This is a genomic window from Curtobacterium sp. MCLR17_059 (genome assembly GCF_003234665.1).
Classification (GTDB): Bacteria; Actinomycetota; Actinomycetes; order Actinomycetales; family Microbacteriaceae; genus Curtobacterium; species Curtobacterium flaccumfaciens.
Map to the genome: position 1 here is coordinate 76,077 of NZ_QKSU01000013.1, position 14,517 is coordinate 90,593.

Genomic DNA, 14,517 nt, shown 5'->3' on the forward strand with positions numbered 1-14,517 from the left:
ATCCCGACGGCCGGTAGGCTTGGGTCTCGTGTCAGAACCTCTCGAGATCAGCGAATCGGCCGTCGCCGACGCGGTGGACGCGGCCCTCGCCGCCGTCCGTGCCACGACGACGGTCGCCGAGCTGAAGCAGGCCAGGGCCGAGCACACCGGTGAGCAGTCACCGTTGGCGCGGATGAACGCATCGATGCGCAGTGTGCCGCCGGAGCAGAAGGCCGCGGCGGGCAAGCTCGTCGGGCAGGCCCGTGGGCGGGTGAACGCGGCGATCGCCGAGCAGGAATCCGTCCTCGCGGTGGCCGAGGAACGCGCACGGCTCGAAGCCGAGCGCGTCGACGTCACCGCGTTGCCGGTCCACCGCGCCACCGGCTCCCGCCACCCGCTCTCGCTGCTGAACGAAGCCGTCGCCGACATCTTCGTCGGCATGGGGTGGGAAGTGGCAGAAGGCCCCGAGCTCGAGCACGAGTGGTTCAACTTCGACGCCCTGAACTTCGACCAGGACCACCCGGCCCGGGCCATGGCGGACACCATCTTCGTCGAGCCCGTCGACCGGCACCTGGTCATGCGCACCCACACCTCGCCGGTGCAGGTGCGGTCGCTGCTGTCGCGTGACCTCCCGCTGTACGTCATCGCGCCGGGTCGCGTCTACCGTGCCGACGAGCTCGACGCCACGCACCTGCCGGTCTTCACCCAGGTCGAGGGCATCGCGATCGACAAGGGCCTGACGATGGCGCACCTGCGCGGCACGCTCGAGCACTTCGCCCGGCAGATGTTCGGCGCCGAGGCGCAGATCCGGCTCCGCCCGAACTACTTCCCGTTCACCGAGCCCAGCGCCGAGATGGACGTCTGGCAGCCGAACGCCAAGGGTGGCGCGCGGTGGGTCGAGTGGGGTGGCTGCGGCATGGTGAACCCCAACGTCCTGCGTGCCGCCGGCATCGATCCCGACGAGTACCAGGGCTTCGCGTTCGGCATGGGCATCGAGCGGACACTGCAGTTCCGCAACGGCCTGAACGACATGCGTGACTTCCTCGAGGGCGACATCCGCTTCTCGCAGCAGTTCGGAACGGTGGTCTGATGCGCGTCCCACTCCGTTGGCTCGGTGAGTCCGTCGACCTCCCCGAGGACGTCACCCTCGAGCACGTCCACGCGGCGCTCGTGTCGGTCGGCTTCGAGGAAGAGGACGTCCACACCTTCGACCTGACCGGCCCCATCGTGGTCGGTCGGGTCCTCGAGCGCGTCCCCGAGCCGCAGAAGAACGGCAAGACCATCAACTGGTGCCAGGTGGACGTCGGCGAAGCCGAGCCTCGCGGCATCGTCTGCGGCGCGCACAACTTCGACGTCGGCGACCTCGTCGTCGTCACGCTGCCCGGCGCAGTCCTGCCGGGGCCGTTCCCGATCGCCGCCCGCAAGACCTACGGGCACGTGTCCGACGGCATGATCGCCTCGGCCCGCGAGCTCGGGCTGGGCGAAGAGCACGACGGCATCCTGCGCTTCGCCGACCTCGGCATGGACCCCACCGTCGGTGCCGACGCCGTCGCGCTCCTCGGCCTCGATGACGCCGCGGTCGAGATCAACGTCACGCCGGACCGCGGCTACGTCCTCAGCATGCGCGGGGTCGCTCGTGAGTACGCGCACGCCACCGGAGCCAGCTTCCACGACCCCGTCGACCGCGTCGCGCCGCGTGCGGCCGAGGGGTTCCGGGTCACCATCGACGACCAGGCCCCGATCCGGGGTCGGGTCGGAGCGTCGACGTTCGTCACGCGCGTCGTGCGCGGGATCGACCCGGCCGCCAAGACACCGTCCTGGATGGTGTCGCGCCTCTCGCTGGCCGGGGTGCGCTCGATCTCCCTGCCCGTCGACATCACGAACTACGTCATGTTCGAGCTCGGCCAGCCGCTGCACGGCTACGACCTGCAGACCGTCGCGGGCGGCCTCGGCGTGCGTCGGGCGACCGCTGGCGAGACGCTCGAGACCCTCGACGGCACGGTCCGGAAGCTCGACCCCGAAGACCTCGTCATCACCGACGACGACGGTCCCGTCGGCCTCGCCGGCGTCATGGGCGGAGCCCGCACCGAGATCTCGGCGAGCACCACCGACGTCCTGATCGAGGCCGCCGGGTTCGACCAGGTCTCCATCGCCCGCACCGCTCGTCGCCACAAGCTCCCCAGCGAGGCATCCCGTCGCTTCGAGCGCGGGGTCGACCCGCAGGTGGCCGAGGCCGCGGCGAACCGTGCCGTCGAGCTCCTCGTCGAGCTCGCCGGCGGCACCGCTGACGCCCTCGGGTCGACGCTCGTCGACACCGAGCCGCGGGCGACCGTGACGATGCGGCTCTCGCGTCCGTCCGAGCTCGTCGGCGTCGACTACACCGACGCCGAGGTCATCGACACGCTCCGTGCGATCGGCGCCACGGTCGAGGCCGACGGTGAGCAGCTCGCGGTCACTCCGCCCACCTGGCGTCCCGACCTGACCGACGACACCACCCTCGTCGAAGAGGTCGCGCGCATCGTCGGCTACGACCGGATCCCGAGCGTGCTGCCGGTCGCGCCGCCCGGCCGGGGCCTGACCCGGCACCAGCAGGCTCGTCGTCGGGTCGCCTCGGCGCTGGCCGCGGCGGGCCTGACCGAGGTCGTCACGGCACCGTTCGTGTCGGCGGCCACGCAGGACGCCTACCCGGGGATCGACCCGCAGGGCGGACCGAGCGTCGTGCTCGCGAACGCCCTGGACAGCGAGCAGAACCTCCTGCGCCGCAGCGGCGTTCCGGCCCTGGTCGACGCCGCCCGTCGCAACGTGTCGCGCGGGCTCGTGGACGTCGCGCTCTACGAGACGTCCCGGGTGTTCCTGCCGGTGACGGGCGTGACGCTCGGCACCGACGAGGTCCCGGCGGGCGCCGCCCGGCCCGACCGTGCGACGCTCGAGGCGCTGGACGCCTCGCTGCCCGCCCAGCCCTTCCACGTCGCCGCACTGCTCACCGGCCACCGGGTCGTCAAGCAGCCCGGCACCACGGCAGAGCCGTTCGGCATCGCCGACGCGATCGATGCGGCCTGCCAGGTCGCCTGGGCCGTCGGTGTCGAACTGACCGTCGCGCAGACGACCCACCCGTCCCTGCACCCGGGCCGTGCCGCGTCGCTGCTCGTCGACGGCACGGTCGTGGGCGTCGCCGGTGAGCTCCTGCCCGAACTGGCCGAGGCCGCCGTCCTGCCCCGGGTGGTGGCGGTCGTCGAGCTCGACCTCGACGCGCTCGTCGCCGCTGCCCCGGAACTCGTCGCGGTCGCGCCGATCGTCTCCTACCCGGCGGCCACGCAGGACCTCTCGCTCGTCGTCGACGCCGACGTGCCGGCCGGCGACGTGCTGGATGCGGTGCGCTCTGGCGCCGGAGACCTGTTGGAGTATGCTCGGCTCGTGGATGACTACCGGGGCTCCGGCGTGGACGAGGGACAGAAGTCCCTGACGTTCGCGCTGCGCTTCCGTGCCACGGACCGCACGCTGACCGCTGCCGAGGCCACCGAGGCCCGTGACGGCGCTGTCCGACGTGCCGGCGAGCGATTCGGGGCGACCCTGCGCGACTGACCCACACGGGATCAGCACCGCCCGGGGTCGCCGCCTCCGACTCTCTCGACGACCAGTCCGACCAAAGGTGGAATCCCATGTCCGTATCCGTCGCCGTGGCGGGAGCCTCCGGCTACGCGGGTGGTGAGCTCCTGCGCGTGCTCTCCGCCCACCCCGAGTTCGAGGTCAGGACGGTGACGGCGTTCTCGAACGCCGGACAGCCCCTGATCGCGACGCAGCCGCACCTCCGTTCCCTGTCGCACCTGACGCTGGCGGAGACAACGGCCGAGACGCTGCGCGGGCACGACGTGGTGTTCCTGGCGCTGCCGCACGGGCAGTCGGGAGCGATCACCGCGGAACTCGGCGACGACGCGCTCGTCATCGACTGCGGCGCGGACCACCGGCTGACGGACCCGGCGGCGTGGGAGCGGTTCTACGGCGGCGACTACTTCGGCGCGTGGACGTACGGTCTGCCCGAGCTCCTGCTCGCGGCGCCCACCCCGGGTTCGGCCGATGAATGGCGCGAGGTCGACGACATCGCATCGCAGGGCAAGCAGCGTTCCACCCTGGTCGGCACGAAGCGCATCGCGGTCCCCGGCTGCAACGTCACCGCGGTGACGCTCGGCATCCAGCCGGGCATCCAGGCCGGCCTCGTCGAGTCCGACGACCTCGTCGCGGTGCTCAGCGTCGGCCCGAGTGGCGCCGGCAAGAAGCTGGCCACCACCTACCTGGCCTCTGAGATCATGGGGTCCGCCAGCGCCTACGCCGTCGGTGGCTCGCACCGGCACGTCCCCGAGATCCAGCAGAACCTGCAGGTCGCGGGGGCCGCCGACGTGACGATCTCGTTCACGCCGGTCCTGGTCCCGATGTCGCGGGGGATCCTGGCGACCACCACCGCGAAGCTCTCGCCCGGCGTCAGCGCACGCGACGTCCGACTCGCCTGGGAGCAGGCGTACGCCGATGAACCCTTCGTCCACCTGCTCCCCGAGGGCGAGTTCCCCCGGGTCGCGGACACGATCGGTGCGAACACCGCGCTCGTCGGCATCGCCGTCGACGAGGCCGCCGGCCGCGTCGTCGCGGTGACCGCGCTCGACAACCTCGCCAAGGGCACGGCCGGCGCCGCCGTCCAGTCGGCGAACATCGCCCTCGGTCTCCCCGAGACCACGGGCCTCAGCGTGGACGGAGTCGCACCGTGACCGACGCAGGCACGACCACCCAGACCGAGCCGGGCCTCCAGGGCGTCACCGCGGCAGCGGGCTTCCGCGCCGCCGGTATCACCGCAGGCCTCAAGACGAGCGGCAAGCCGGACGTGGCCCTCGTCGTCAACGACGGCCCCGACGCGGCCGTGGCCGCCGTCTTCACCAGCAACCGGGCCCAGGCGCACCCCGTCATCTGGTCCCGCCAGGTCATCGGTGACGGCGTCGCGCGTGCCGTCGTCCTGAACTCCGGCGGCGCGAACTGCTTCACCGGCCCGTTCGGCTTCCAGACCACGCACCTGACGGCCGAAGCCGTGGGCGACGCCCTCGGGATCGGGGCCGGCGACGTCGTCGTCTGCTCCACCGGGCTCATCGGTGTGGGCGACCAGACCTTCCGCGACAACGTGCTCCGCGGCGTCGACCTGGCGAGTGCGGCACTCAGCGACGACGGCGGTCCGGATGCGGCCACCGCGATCATGACGACGGACACGAAGGCCAAGCAGTCCGTCGTGACCGAGGACGGCTGGACCGTCGGCGGCATGGCCAAGGGTGCGGGGATGCTCGCCCCGGGCCTCGCGACGATGCTCGTCGTCATCACGACGGACGCCGTGCAGACGCCGGACCAGCTCGACCAGGCGCTCCGCGCCGCCACCCGGATCACGTTCGACCGGGTCGACTCCGACGGCTGCATGTCGACGAACGACACCGTGGTCCTGCTGTCGTCGGGTGCGAGCGGCGTGACGCCCGAGGTCGGTGACTTCCAGGAGGCCCTGACTGCGGTCTGTGCCGACCTGGCCCGCCAGCTGCAGCAGGACGCCGAGGGTGCGAGCCACGACATCGCGATCGAGGTCGTGCACGCCGCGACCGAGGACGACGCCGTGACCGTCGGTCGGAGCGTCGCCCGGAACAACCTGTTCAAGGCTGCGGTCTTCGGCAACGACCCGAACTGGGGCCGGGTGCTCGCAGCGATCGGCACCACCGACGCCGAGTTCGACCCGTACGCGGTGGACGTCAGCATGAACGGCGTCCGGGTCTGCCACGCGGGCGCACCCGACGAGCCGAGCGACTCCGTCGACCTGACCCCGCGTGACACCCACGTGCGCATCGACCTCGGTGTCGGCACGCACTCGGCCACGATCCTGACCAACGACCTCACGCACGACTACGTGCACGAGAACAGCGCGTACTCCAGCTGATGGCGGCGGACACGAACGGGGCCGGCACGCCCCTCACGAAGGAAGAAGAACACGAGTTCGCCGCGGTCAAGGCCGCGACGCTCATCGAGTCGCTTCCCTGGCTCAAGCGCTTCTCGGGCAAGGTCGTCGTGGTCAAGTTCGGCGGCAACGCCATGGTGAACGAGGACCTGAAGCGCGCCTTCGCCGAGGACATGGTCTACCTGCGCTACGCCGGCCTGCACCCCGTCGTCGTGCACGGCGGGGGGCCGCAGATCTCCGCCGCCCTCAAGGAACAGGGCATCGAGTCCGAGTTCCGCGGCGGCTACCGCGTCACGACGACCGAGGCGATCACGGTCGTCCGCGACGTCCTGGCCGGCGAGGTCAACCGCGAGATCGTCGACTTGATGAACGAACACGGCGAGGGCCTGGCCGTCGGCGTGTTCGGCGACGGCGGCTCGCTGTTCACCGGCGAGAAGAAGGGCGTCGTCGTCGACGGGCAGGAGTACGACCTCGGCCACGTCGGGGACATCACCCACGTCGACCCGTCCGGTGTGCTCGCCGCGATCGAGGCAGGCCGGATCCCGGTCGTCTCGAGCATCGCGATCGACGACGCGCACCCCGACCAGGCACTCAACGTGAACGCGGACGCTGCGGCGGGTGCCCTGGCGATCGCGCTGCGGGCCTCGAAGCTCATGATGCTCACCGACGTCCCCGGCCTGTACCGCAACTGGCCCGACCGTGACTCGATCGTCGACCTCATCGCCGTCGACGAGCTCCGCGAACTCCTGCCGAGCCTCGAGTCGGGGATGATCCCGAAGATGACCGCGTGCCTCGACGCCGTGGTCGGCGGGGTCGGCGGTGCGACGATCATCGACGGCCGGATCCCGCACTCGATCCTGCTCGAGGTCTTCACCCTGCGGGGTGCGGGCACCGAGGTGATCCCGGACCCGAGCCGACGAACCGAGAACCAGATGACCCACGCCGAGATCGGCCGTCGCGTGGCGTCGCCGTCGATCGACAGCAGTACCGGCCAGCACGTGGCGGGTACGGACGAGAAGGGACACCAGCAGTGAGCACCGAGACGCAGACCGAGACCTGGAACGACCGGTTCGGGGCGTCGCTCATGCGATCCCTGACCCCGCCGAAGATCATGCTCGAGCGCGGCCAGGGCTGCCGCGTCTGGGACGTCGAGGGCAACGAGTACCTCGACTTCCTCGCCGGCATCGCGGTGAACTCGCTCGGCCACGCGCACCCCGCCCTGGTGGAGGCGATCGCCGACCAGGCCGCGAAGCTCGTGCACGTGTCGAACTACTTCGCCACCCCGCCGCAGCTCGAACTCGCCGAGCGCCTCAAGCGCATCACCGGCGCGGGTGACGCGGGCCGCGTGTACTTCGGCAACTCCGGCGCCGAGGCGAACGAGGCTGCGTTCAAGCTCGCTCGCCTCAACAAGGGTGCGGACGGCACCAAGACCCGGATCCTCGCGCTCAAGCAGGGCTTCCACGGCCGCACGATGGGCGCGCTCGCGCTCACCGGCAAGCCCGCGCTGCAGCAGGACTTCCTGCCGATGATCCCGGGTGTCGAGCACATCGACACCTCGATCGAGGCGCTCGAAGCGTCGATCGACGACTCCGTCGCCGCCCTGATCCTCGAACCCATCAAGGGCGAGGCCGGCGTGGTCGACCTGCCGGAGGGTTTCCTGCTGGCGGCACGCCGACTGACCGCGGAGCACGGCACACTGCTGATCCTCGACGAGATCCAGACGGGTGTCGGCCGGACCGGCAACTGGTTCGCGTTCCAGGGCCACGGTGTGACGCCGGACGCCATCACCGTCGCGAAGGGCATCGCCGGGGGCTTCCCCATCGGCGCCCTGGTCACGTTCGGCTGGGCATCCGACCTGTTCTCGGCCGGGCAGCACGGTTCGACCTTCGGCGGCAACCCGCTCGGCACCCGCGTCGCCAACGCGGTGCTCGAGGAGATCGAGCGTGCGGAACTCGTCGCCGGCGCAGTGGTCAAGGGCGAGCGGATCCGTGACGGCATCAGCGCCATCGGTTCCCCGCTGGTGGAAGAGGTCCGTGGCACCGGCCTGCTCATCGGCGTCGGTCTGACCGGTCCGATCGGTCCGGCCGTCAACGCTGCCGCCCTCGAGCGTGGCCTCATCATCAACGCCCCCAACGAGTCGAGCCTGCGCATCGCGCCGCCGCTCATCGTGTCCGACGCCGAGATCGACGAGTTCCTGTCGATCCTCGCCCAGAGCCTCGCGGCCGTCGCCGCAGCGCAGGAGCCCACCGCATGACCCGCCACTTCCTCCGTGACGACGACCTGAGCCAGGCCGAGCAGTCCGCGATCCTCGACATCGCCGACCGCATGAAGGCCGACCGCTGGGCGGAGAAGCCGCTGGCCGGTCCGCAGAGCGTCGCGGTGATCTTCGACAAGTCGTCGACCCGCACGCGGGTGTCCTTCCACGTCGGCATCTCCGACCTCGGCGGCAGCCCGTTGATCATCTCGACGGCGAACAGCCAGCTCGGCGGCAAGGAGACCCCGTCGGACACGGCCCGCGTGCTCGAGCGCATGGTGTCGGCGATCGTGTGGCGCACCTACGGTCAGGCCGGGCTCGAGGAGATGGCCGCCGGCACGACGGTCCCCGTCGTCAACGCGCTGTCCGACGACTTCCACCCCTGCCAGCTCCTCGCCGACCTGCTCACCATCCGTGAGCACCGCGGCGCCCTCGCCGGGCAGACCGTGGCGTTCATCGGCGACGGTGCGAGCAACATGGCGCAGTCGTACCTGCTCGCCGGGGCGACAGCGGGCATGCACGTCCGCGTCGCCGCCCCCGCCGAGTTCTCCCCGTCGGCGCAGGTCGTCACCGACGCCGAGGAACGCGCCGCCGTGACGGGCGGCTCCGTCCTCGTGGTGACCGACCCGGTTGCCGCGGTCGCGGGTGCCGACGTGGTCGTCACCGACACCTGGGTGTCGATGGGCAAGGAGTCCGAGAAGCAGTCGCGCCTCGACACCTTCGCGGGGTACCGCGTCGACGACGCGCTCATGGCGCACGCCGCCGACGACGCCGTCTTCATGCACTGCCTGCCGGCCGACCGGGGGTTCGAAGTGACCGCCGACGTCATCGACGGCCCCCGCAGCATCATCTGGGACGAGGCGGAGAACCGTCTGCACGCCCAGAAGGCGTTGCTGGCCTGGCTGCTCGCCAACGACTAGCCGACGGATCGGACACCAGTGGCTGACCGCGTCGTCCTCGCGTACTCCGGCGGTCTCGACACCTCCGTCGGGATCGGCTGGCTGCGCGACGCCACCGGCAAGGACGTCGTCGCACTCGTGGTGGACGTCGGCCAGGGCGGCGAGGACCTCGAGGCGGTCCGGCAGCGTGCGCTCGACTGCGGCGCCGTCGAGTCACTCGTCGTCGACGCCAAGGACGAGTTCGCCGACGAGTACATCGTGCCGGCGCTCCGGGCCAACGCGCTCTACCAGAAGCGGTACCCGCTCGTCTCGGCACTGAGCCGCCCGCTCATCGCGAAGCACCTCGCGCTGACGGCGAAGCAACTCGGTGCCGACAGCGTCGCGCACGGCTCCACCGGCAAGGGCAACGACCAGGTCCGCTTCGAGGCAGCCGTCGCGGCGATCGCACCGGACCTGCGGACCGTCGCACCGGTGCGGGACCTCGCCCTGACTCGCGACCGCGCCATCGCCTACGCGCAGGAGCACCGCCTGCCGATCCAGCACTCGGAGCGGGAGCCGTGGTCGGTCGACCAGAACGTGTGGGGCCGAGCGGTCGAGACCGGGCTCCTCGAGGACCCGTGGACCGCCCCCGCAGACGACCTCTACTCGACCACGCAGGACCCGGCGCTCCCGCAGCAGGCCGACGAGGTCACGATCACCTTCGACCGCGGTGTCCCGGTCGCCCTCGACGGGCAGCGGTTCAGCGTGCTGCGCATGGTGCAGGAGCTCAACGCGGTCGCCGGCAAGCACGGCGTCGGGCGGATCGACGTCGTCGAGGACCGGGTGGTCGGCATCAAGTCGCGCGAGGTCTACGAGGCGCCGGCCGCGATCGCGCTCATCGCCGCGCACGAGGAGCTCGAGAGCCTCACCCTCGAGCGCGACGTCGCCCGGTTCAAACGCGGCGTCGAGTCCGAGTGGGCCGACCTGGTCTACGACGGCCTGTGGTTCGGCGGACTCAAGCGCAGCCTCGACGCCTTCGTCGAGCACACCCAGCAGCACGTCTCCGGCGACGTCCGGTTGCGGCTGCAGGGCGGGCGTGCCACCGTGACGGGCCGTCGGTCGGAGCAGAGCCTCTACGACTTCGACCTGGCAACGTCCGACACCGGCGACGCGTTCGACCAGTCCGTGTCCAGGGGGTTCATCGAGCTCTGGTCACTGCCCAGCAAGATCTCCGCCCGCCGCGACGCGGCGAACTGACCGACAGCAGCCCCGCACCGACCAACAGCCCGCGGCCCCAGCCTCACCCGGGCACCGACGAAACGACGCAGGACGACATGACCGACGAGAAGACCGACGCCACCAACACCGGTGCCCTCTGGGGCGGCCGCTTCGCCGACGGCCCGAGTGCGGCCCTCGCTGCGCTCTCGAAGTCGACGCACTTCGACTGGCAGCTCGCGCCCTACGACATCGCGGGGTCCCGTGCCCACGCCCGGGCGCTGCACACCGCGGGCTACCTGACCGCCGGCGAGCTCGAACGCATGCTCGCCGGCCTCGACCGGCTCGAAGCGGCGCACGCCGACGGCACGCTGCAGCCCGACGACTCCGACGAGGACGTCCACGGCGCCCTCGAACGCCTGCTCATCGCCGACCTCGGTCCCGAACTCGGCGGCAAGCTCCGCGCGGGTCGCAGCCGCAACGACCAGATCGCCACGCTCGGTCGCATGCACATGCTCGACCACGGGCGGCGCATCGGCCGACTCGTGATCGACCTCGTCGACGCGATCACCCAGCAGGCGACCGAGCGCCCGGGCGCGATCATGCCGGGGCGCACGCACCTGCAGCACGCGCAGCCCGTGCTCCTGGCCCACCACCTGCTCGCGCACGCCTGGCCGCTCGTCCGCGACCTCGAGCGCCTCCGCGACTGGGCCGGCCGCGCGAGCGTCAGCCCGTACGGTGCCGGTGCGCTGGCAGGGAGTTCGCTCGGCCTCGACCCCGCCGCGATCGCCGCGGAGCTCGGCTTCGACCGCCCGGCGGACAACTCGATCGACGCCACGGCCGCCCGGGACGTCGTCGCCGAGTTCGCGTTCGTCCTCGCGCAGATCGGCATCGACGTCTCGCGCCTGTCAGAAGAGGTCATCCTCTGGAACACGAAGGAGTTCGGCTTCGTCCGGCTCCACGACGCCTTCTCGACCGGCTCGAGCATCATGCCGCAGAAGAAGAACCCGGACATCGCCGAGCTCGCCCGGGGCAAGTCGGGGCGCCTGATCGGCAACCTGACCGGGCTCCTCGCGACCCTCAAGGGACTGCCGCTCGCGTACAACCGCGACCTGCAGGAGGACAAGGAGCCGGTCTTCGACTCCGTCGCCACGCTCGAGGTCCTGCTGCCCGCGTTCACCGGCATGATCGCGACCCTGACCTTCGACACCGACCGGATGGCCGAGCTCGCGCCGCAGGGCTTCTCGCTCGCGACGGACGTCGCCGAGTGGCTGGTCCGGCAGGGCGTCCCGTTCCGCGACGCGCACGAGGTCTCCGGCGCGCTCGTCCGGTACTGCGAGGAGCGCGGCATCGAGCTCGACGAGCCGACCGACGACGAGTACCGGTCCGTGTCCGAGCACCTCACGCCCGACGTCCGTGCCGTCCTGACCATCGAGGGCAGCGTCGCATCGCGCTCCGGCGTCGGGGGCACTGCACCCGACCGGGTCGCCGAGCAGCTCGCGTCCGTCACCCGCCGCGTCCGCGACCTGGCCGAGGGCGCGCCCTTCTCGCGATGACCGAGGGGATCGCCGCGCTGCTCGCCGAGCCCGCCCCGATCGCCGCGCCGGCCCTGCTCGGTGCGACGATCGCTGGGCGCGGCGTGGCGCTCCGCATCACCGAGGTCGAGGCCTACTCCGGCCCCACCGATCCCGGATCACACGGTCACCGGGGGATGACGGAGCGCAACCGCCACCTCTTCGGGCCGCCCGGCACGCTGTACGCCTACCGCTCGTACGGCATCCACACCTGCGTCAACGTCGTGAGCGGGCCGGCCGGCACCTCGTCGGGCTCCCTGCTGCGCGGTGCGCAGGTCGTCGAGGGACTTCACGTCGCGCGAGCGCGTCGCGGGTCGAAGGTCGCGGACGTCGCCCTGGCACGCGGGCCCGGCAACCTCGGTGGTGCGCTCGGAGCGGTCCTCGGGCAGGACGACGGCACGTCGCTCCTCGACGGGTCCGGCCCGTTCGTGCTCACCCTGGCACCCGGCCTGGAGGCCCGGCTCGCCTCCGCCGGACCGGCCCACGTGATCGACGAGCTCCTGTCCGAGACCCTGGCCGGTCCGCCCGCGGGCGCTGCGGTCCCGCGGATCTCCCGCGGGCCGCGCACCGGCGTCGGCGGCATCGCCGGCGGGGCGCGGTACCCCTGGCGCTTCTGGCTGACGGGTGACCCCACGGTCTCGACGTACCGGCGGCACAAGGGCGCCCTCGACTCGTGAACCCGGCCACGGGCCTCCCGGCCGCCGCGCCTGCCGGACGTCCGTCGCCGCTACGATGGCGGGGTGTCCAGTGATACCGCTCAAGACGTCCTGACGCGCCAGCAGAACGACCCCGCCTTCGACTCGGTGTGGGACGAACTGCAGTGGCGCGGTCTGGTGCAGGTCTCGACCGACGAGACCGCGCTGCAAGAGGCCCTCGACGGTGAGCCGATCACGTACTACTGCGGGTTCGACCCGACCGCGCCGTCACTGCACTGCGGCAACCTCCTGCAGCTCCTGACCATGCGGCGGCTGCAGCTCGCGGGGCACAAGCCGCTCGCGTTGGTGGGTGGTTCGACCGGTCTCATCGGCGATCCGCGTCCCACGGCCGAGCGCACGCTGAACACGCCGGAGACCGTGGCGGAGTGGGTGTCCCGGCTGCAGACCCAGGTGTCCCGGTTCCTCAGTCCGAACGGCGACAACGGCGTCCGCCTGGTGAACAACCTCGACTGGACCGCCCCGTTGTCCGCGATCGACTTCCTGCGCGACGTCGGCAAGTACTTCCGCGTCAACTCGATGCTCAAGAAGGACGCGGTGGCCGCGCGCCTGAACTCCGATGCGGGGATCAGCTACACCGAGTTCAGCTACCAGATCCTCCAGGGGCTCGACTACCGCGAACTCTGGCGGCAGTACGGGTGCACGCTTCAGACCGGTGGCTCGGATCAGTGGGGCAACCTGACCTCGGGCACGGAGCTCGTCCGTCGTGCTGAAGGTGCCACGGTGCACGCCCTCGGGACCCCGCTCATCACGAACTCCGACGGCACGAAGTTCGGCAAGAGCGAGGGCAACGCGATCTGGCTCGACGCCGAGATGACCTCGCCCTACGCCATGTACCAGTTCTGGCTCAACACGACGGACTCCGACGTGATCGCCCGACTGCGGCAGTTCACGTTCCTGACGCGCGCCGAGATCGAACGACTCGAGCAGGCCGTCGCCGACGAGCCCTTCCGACGAGAGGCCCAGCGGACCCTGGCCTTCGAGGTCACCTCGATCGTGCACGGAGTCGCGGCGACCCAGGCGGCGATCGATGCCGCGGCCGCGCTGTTCGGCAACGGTGACCTCGGTGCGCTCGACCCGGAGACCCTGCGGTCGGCGATCGCCGCGCTGCCGGGGTCGGTCACGCTCGACTCCGGAGCGGACGTCGCACGGGCACTCGTGGAGACCGGACTCGTGAAGTCCCTCGGTGAAGCCCGCCGCGCGATCGACCAGGGCGGCGTCTCCGTGAACAACGTCCGGGCCGAAGACCCGGCCGCCCCGCTGTCCGGACTCGCCCTGCCCGGGGGAGTGCTCGTCCTCCGTCGTGGCAAGAAGACCCTCGCCGGAGTGACGCTCGCCTGATCCCGGTTGCTCGACCCCCTGCGATGCCCGGTTCCCCTGAGGAACCGGGCATCGCTGCGTCCGGGCGACGTGTGTTGCACAACGCGACACGCCCGGGATGGGGGCTGGCTTGGCGCACTCGCTCAGGGCTGCGTATAGTTCTTACTCGTCACCCCAAAGGTGCGGCGGAGCGGCTGGAGCGAAAGCCCAGAGCACGTCGGCCCTCAAGCGGGACCATCCTCCACTGAAGTTCAGATCGGGCCTTGCGCCGGATCGCTTCGACGCCTAGGATGACAAGCCCACCGGTTCTCTCCCCTCGGGATGAGCCACTGGACCTCCGGGTCCGACGAACAACCGGTGGCAAGCCAAGAACACAAGCCTTGTGGCTGAAGCTCGAACTCGAGCCGAGGAGCAAGTGCGTCTGGTCCTTGAGAACTCAACAGCGTGCACATTGTCAATGCCAATTTATTGATTGACCTCGTGCCTGGTCGGCTTGCTGACCGGGTCATGAAGCAATTCCTTTTGGATTGAAGATTGTCAGTAGACAGTCAACAGTCAGAATCAACTCGGTCTGATGCCTTCGGGTGTTGGGTCTGTATTTTTTTACGGAGAG

11 protein-coding genes are annotated in these 14,517 nt (G+C 70.9%); all 11 read left to right on the forward strand.

Features of this window, described 5'->3' with window-relative positions:
• Positions 1–28 precede the first annotated feature (28 nt).
• Positions 29–1,069 (forward strand): phenylalanine--tRNA ligase subunit alpha, encoded by a 1,041-nt coding sequence (pheS, locus tag DEJ12_RS15865; RefSeq protein ID WP_027466550.1) that lies wholly within the window; start codon positions 29–31, stop codon positions 1,067–1,069.
• Positions 1,069–3,561 (forward strand): phenylalanine--tRNA ligase subunit beta, encoded by a 2,493-nt coding sequence (gene pheT / locus DEJ12_RS15870; protein WP_111030715.1) that lies wholly within the window; start codon positions 1,069–1,071, stop codon positions 3,559–3,561. The genes pheS and pheT overlap by 1 nt, the downstream gene beginning before the upstream one ends.
• A gap of 77 nt (positions 3,562–3,638) precedes the next feature.
• The gene (locus tag DEJ12_RS15875) at positions 3,639–4,736 is read left to right on the forward strand and encodes an N-acetyl-gamma-glutamyl-phosphate reductase (protein ID WP_111030716.1); all 1,098 of its coding nucleotides are present in this window, start codon (positions 3,639–3,641) and stop codon (positions 4,734–4,736) included.
• Complete coding sequence (gene argJ, locus DEJ12_RS15880) at positions 4,733–5,932, forward strand: bifunctional glutamate N-acetyltransferase/amino-acid acetyltransferase ArgJ (protein WP_111030717.1); 1,200 nt, start codon at positions 4,733–4,735, stop codon at positions 5,930–5,932. The genes DEJ12_RS15875 and argJ overlap by 4 nt, the downstream gene beginning before the upstream one ends.
• Positions 5,932–6,984: an acetylglutamate kinase gene (argB, locus tag DEJ12_RS15885; protein ID WP_110865442.1), complete on the forward strand. Its 1,053-nt coding sequence runs from the start codon at positions 5,932–5,934 to the stop codon at positions 6,982–6,984. Before argJ ends, argB begins: the two co-directional genes overlap by 1 nt.
• Entirely contained in the window at positions 6,981–8,204 is a 1,224-nt protein-coding gene (locus tag DEJ12_RS15890; protein WP_111030718.1) for an acetylornithine transaminase, read from the forward strand. Before argB ends, DEJ12_RS15890 begins: the two co-directional genes overlap by 4 nt.
• Positions 8,201–9,124: an ornithine carbamoyltransferase gene (gene argF / locus DEJ12_RS15895; RefSeq protein WP_071405139.1), complete on the forward strand. Its 924-nt coding sequence runs from the start codon at positions 8,201–8,203 to the stop codon at positions 9,122–9,124. The genes DEJ12_RS15890 and argF overlap by 4 nt, the downstream gene beginning before the upstream one ends.
• Before the next feature lie 18 nt (positions 9,125–9,142).
• Entirely contained in the window at positions 9,143–10,339 is a 1,197-nt protein-coding gene (locus DEJ12_RS15900) for an argininosuccinate synthase (protein ID WP_111030719.1), read from the forward strand.
• A gap of 77 nt (positions 10,340–10,416) precedes the next feature.
• The gene (gene argH / locus DEJ12_RS15905; RefSeq protein ID WP_111030720.1) at positions 10,417–11,853 is read left to right on the forward strand and encodes an argininosuccinate lyase; all 1,437 of its coding nucleotides are present in this window, start codon (positions 10,417–10,419) and stop codon (positions 11,851–11,853) included.
• Positions 11,850–12,548: a DNA-3-methyladenine glycosylase gene (locus DEJ12_RS15910; RefSeq protein ID WP_111030721.1), complete on the forward strand. Its 699-nt coding sequence runs from the start codon at positions 11,850–11,852 to the stop codon at positions 12,546–12,548. The genes argH and DEJ12_RS15910 overlap by 4 nt, the downstream gene beginning before the upstream one ends.
• Before the next feature lie 63 nt (positions 12,549–12,611).
• Positions 12,612–13,925 (forward strand): tyrosine--tRNA ligase, encoded by a 1,314-nt coding sequence (tyrS, locus tag DEJ12_RS15915; protein WP_111030722.1) that lies wholly within the window; start codon positions 12,612–12,614, stop codon positions 13,923–13,925.
• Positions 13,926–14,517 lie beyond the last annotated feature (592 nt).

Excerpts from the sequence above, each read along its gene's own strand:
- pheT (WP_111030715.1), top strand. The coding sequence starts at position 1,069 with ATGCGCGTCCCACTCCGTTGGCTCGGTGAGTCCGTCGACCTCCCCGAG.
- DEJ12_RS15875 (WP_111030716.1), top strand. The coding sequence starts at position 3,639 with ATGTCCGTATCCGTCGCCGTGGCGGGAGCCTCCGGCTACGCGGGTGGT.
- argB (WP_110865442.1), top strand. The coding sequence starts at position 5,932 with ATGGCGGCGGACACGAACGGGGCCGGCACGCCCCTCACGAAGGAAGAA.
- argF (WP_071405139.1), top strand. The coding sequence starts at position 8,201 with ATGACCCGCCACTTCCTCCGTGACGACGACCTGAGCCAGGCCGAGCAG.
- argH (WP_111030720.1), top strand. The coding sequence starts at position 10,417 with ATGACCGACGAGAAGACCGACGCCACCAACACCGGTGCCCTCTGGGGC.
- DEJ12_RS15910 (WP_111030721.1), top strand. The coding sequence starts at position 11,850 with ATGACCGAGGGGATCGCCGCGCTGCTCGCCGAGCCCGCCCCGATCGCC.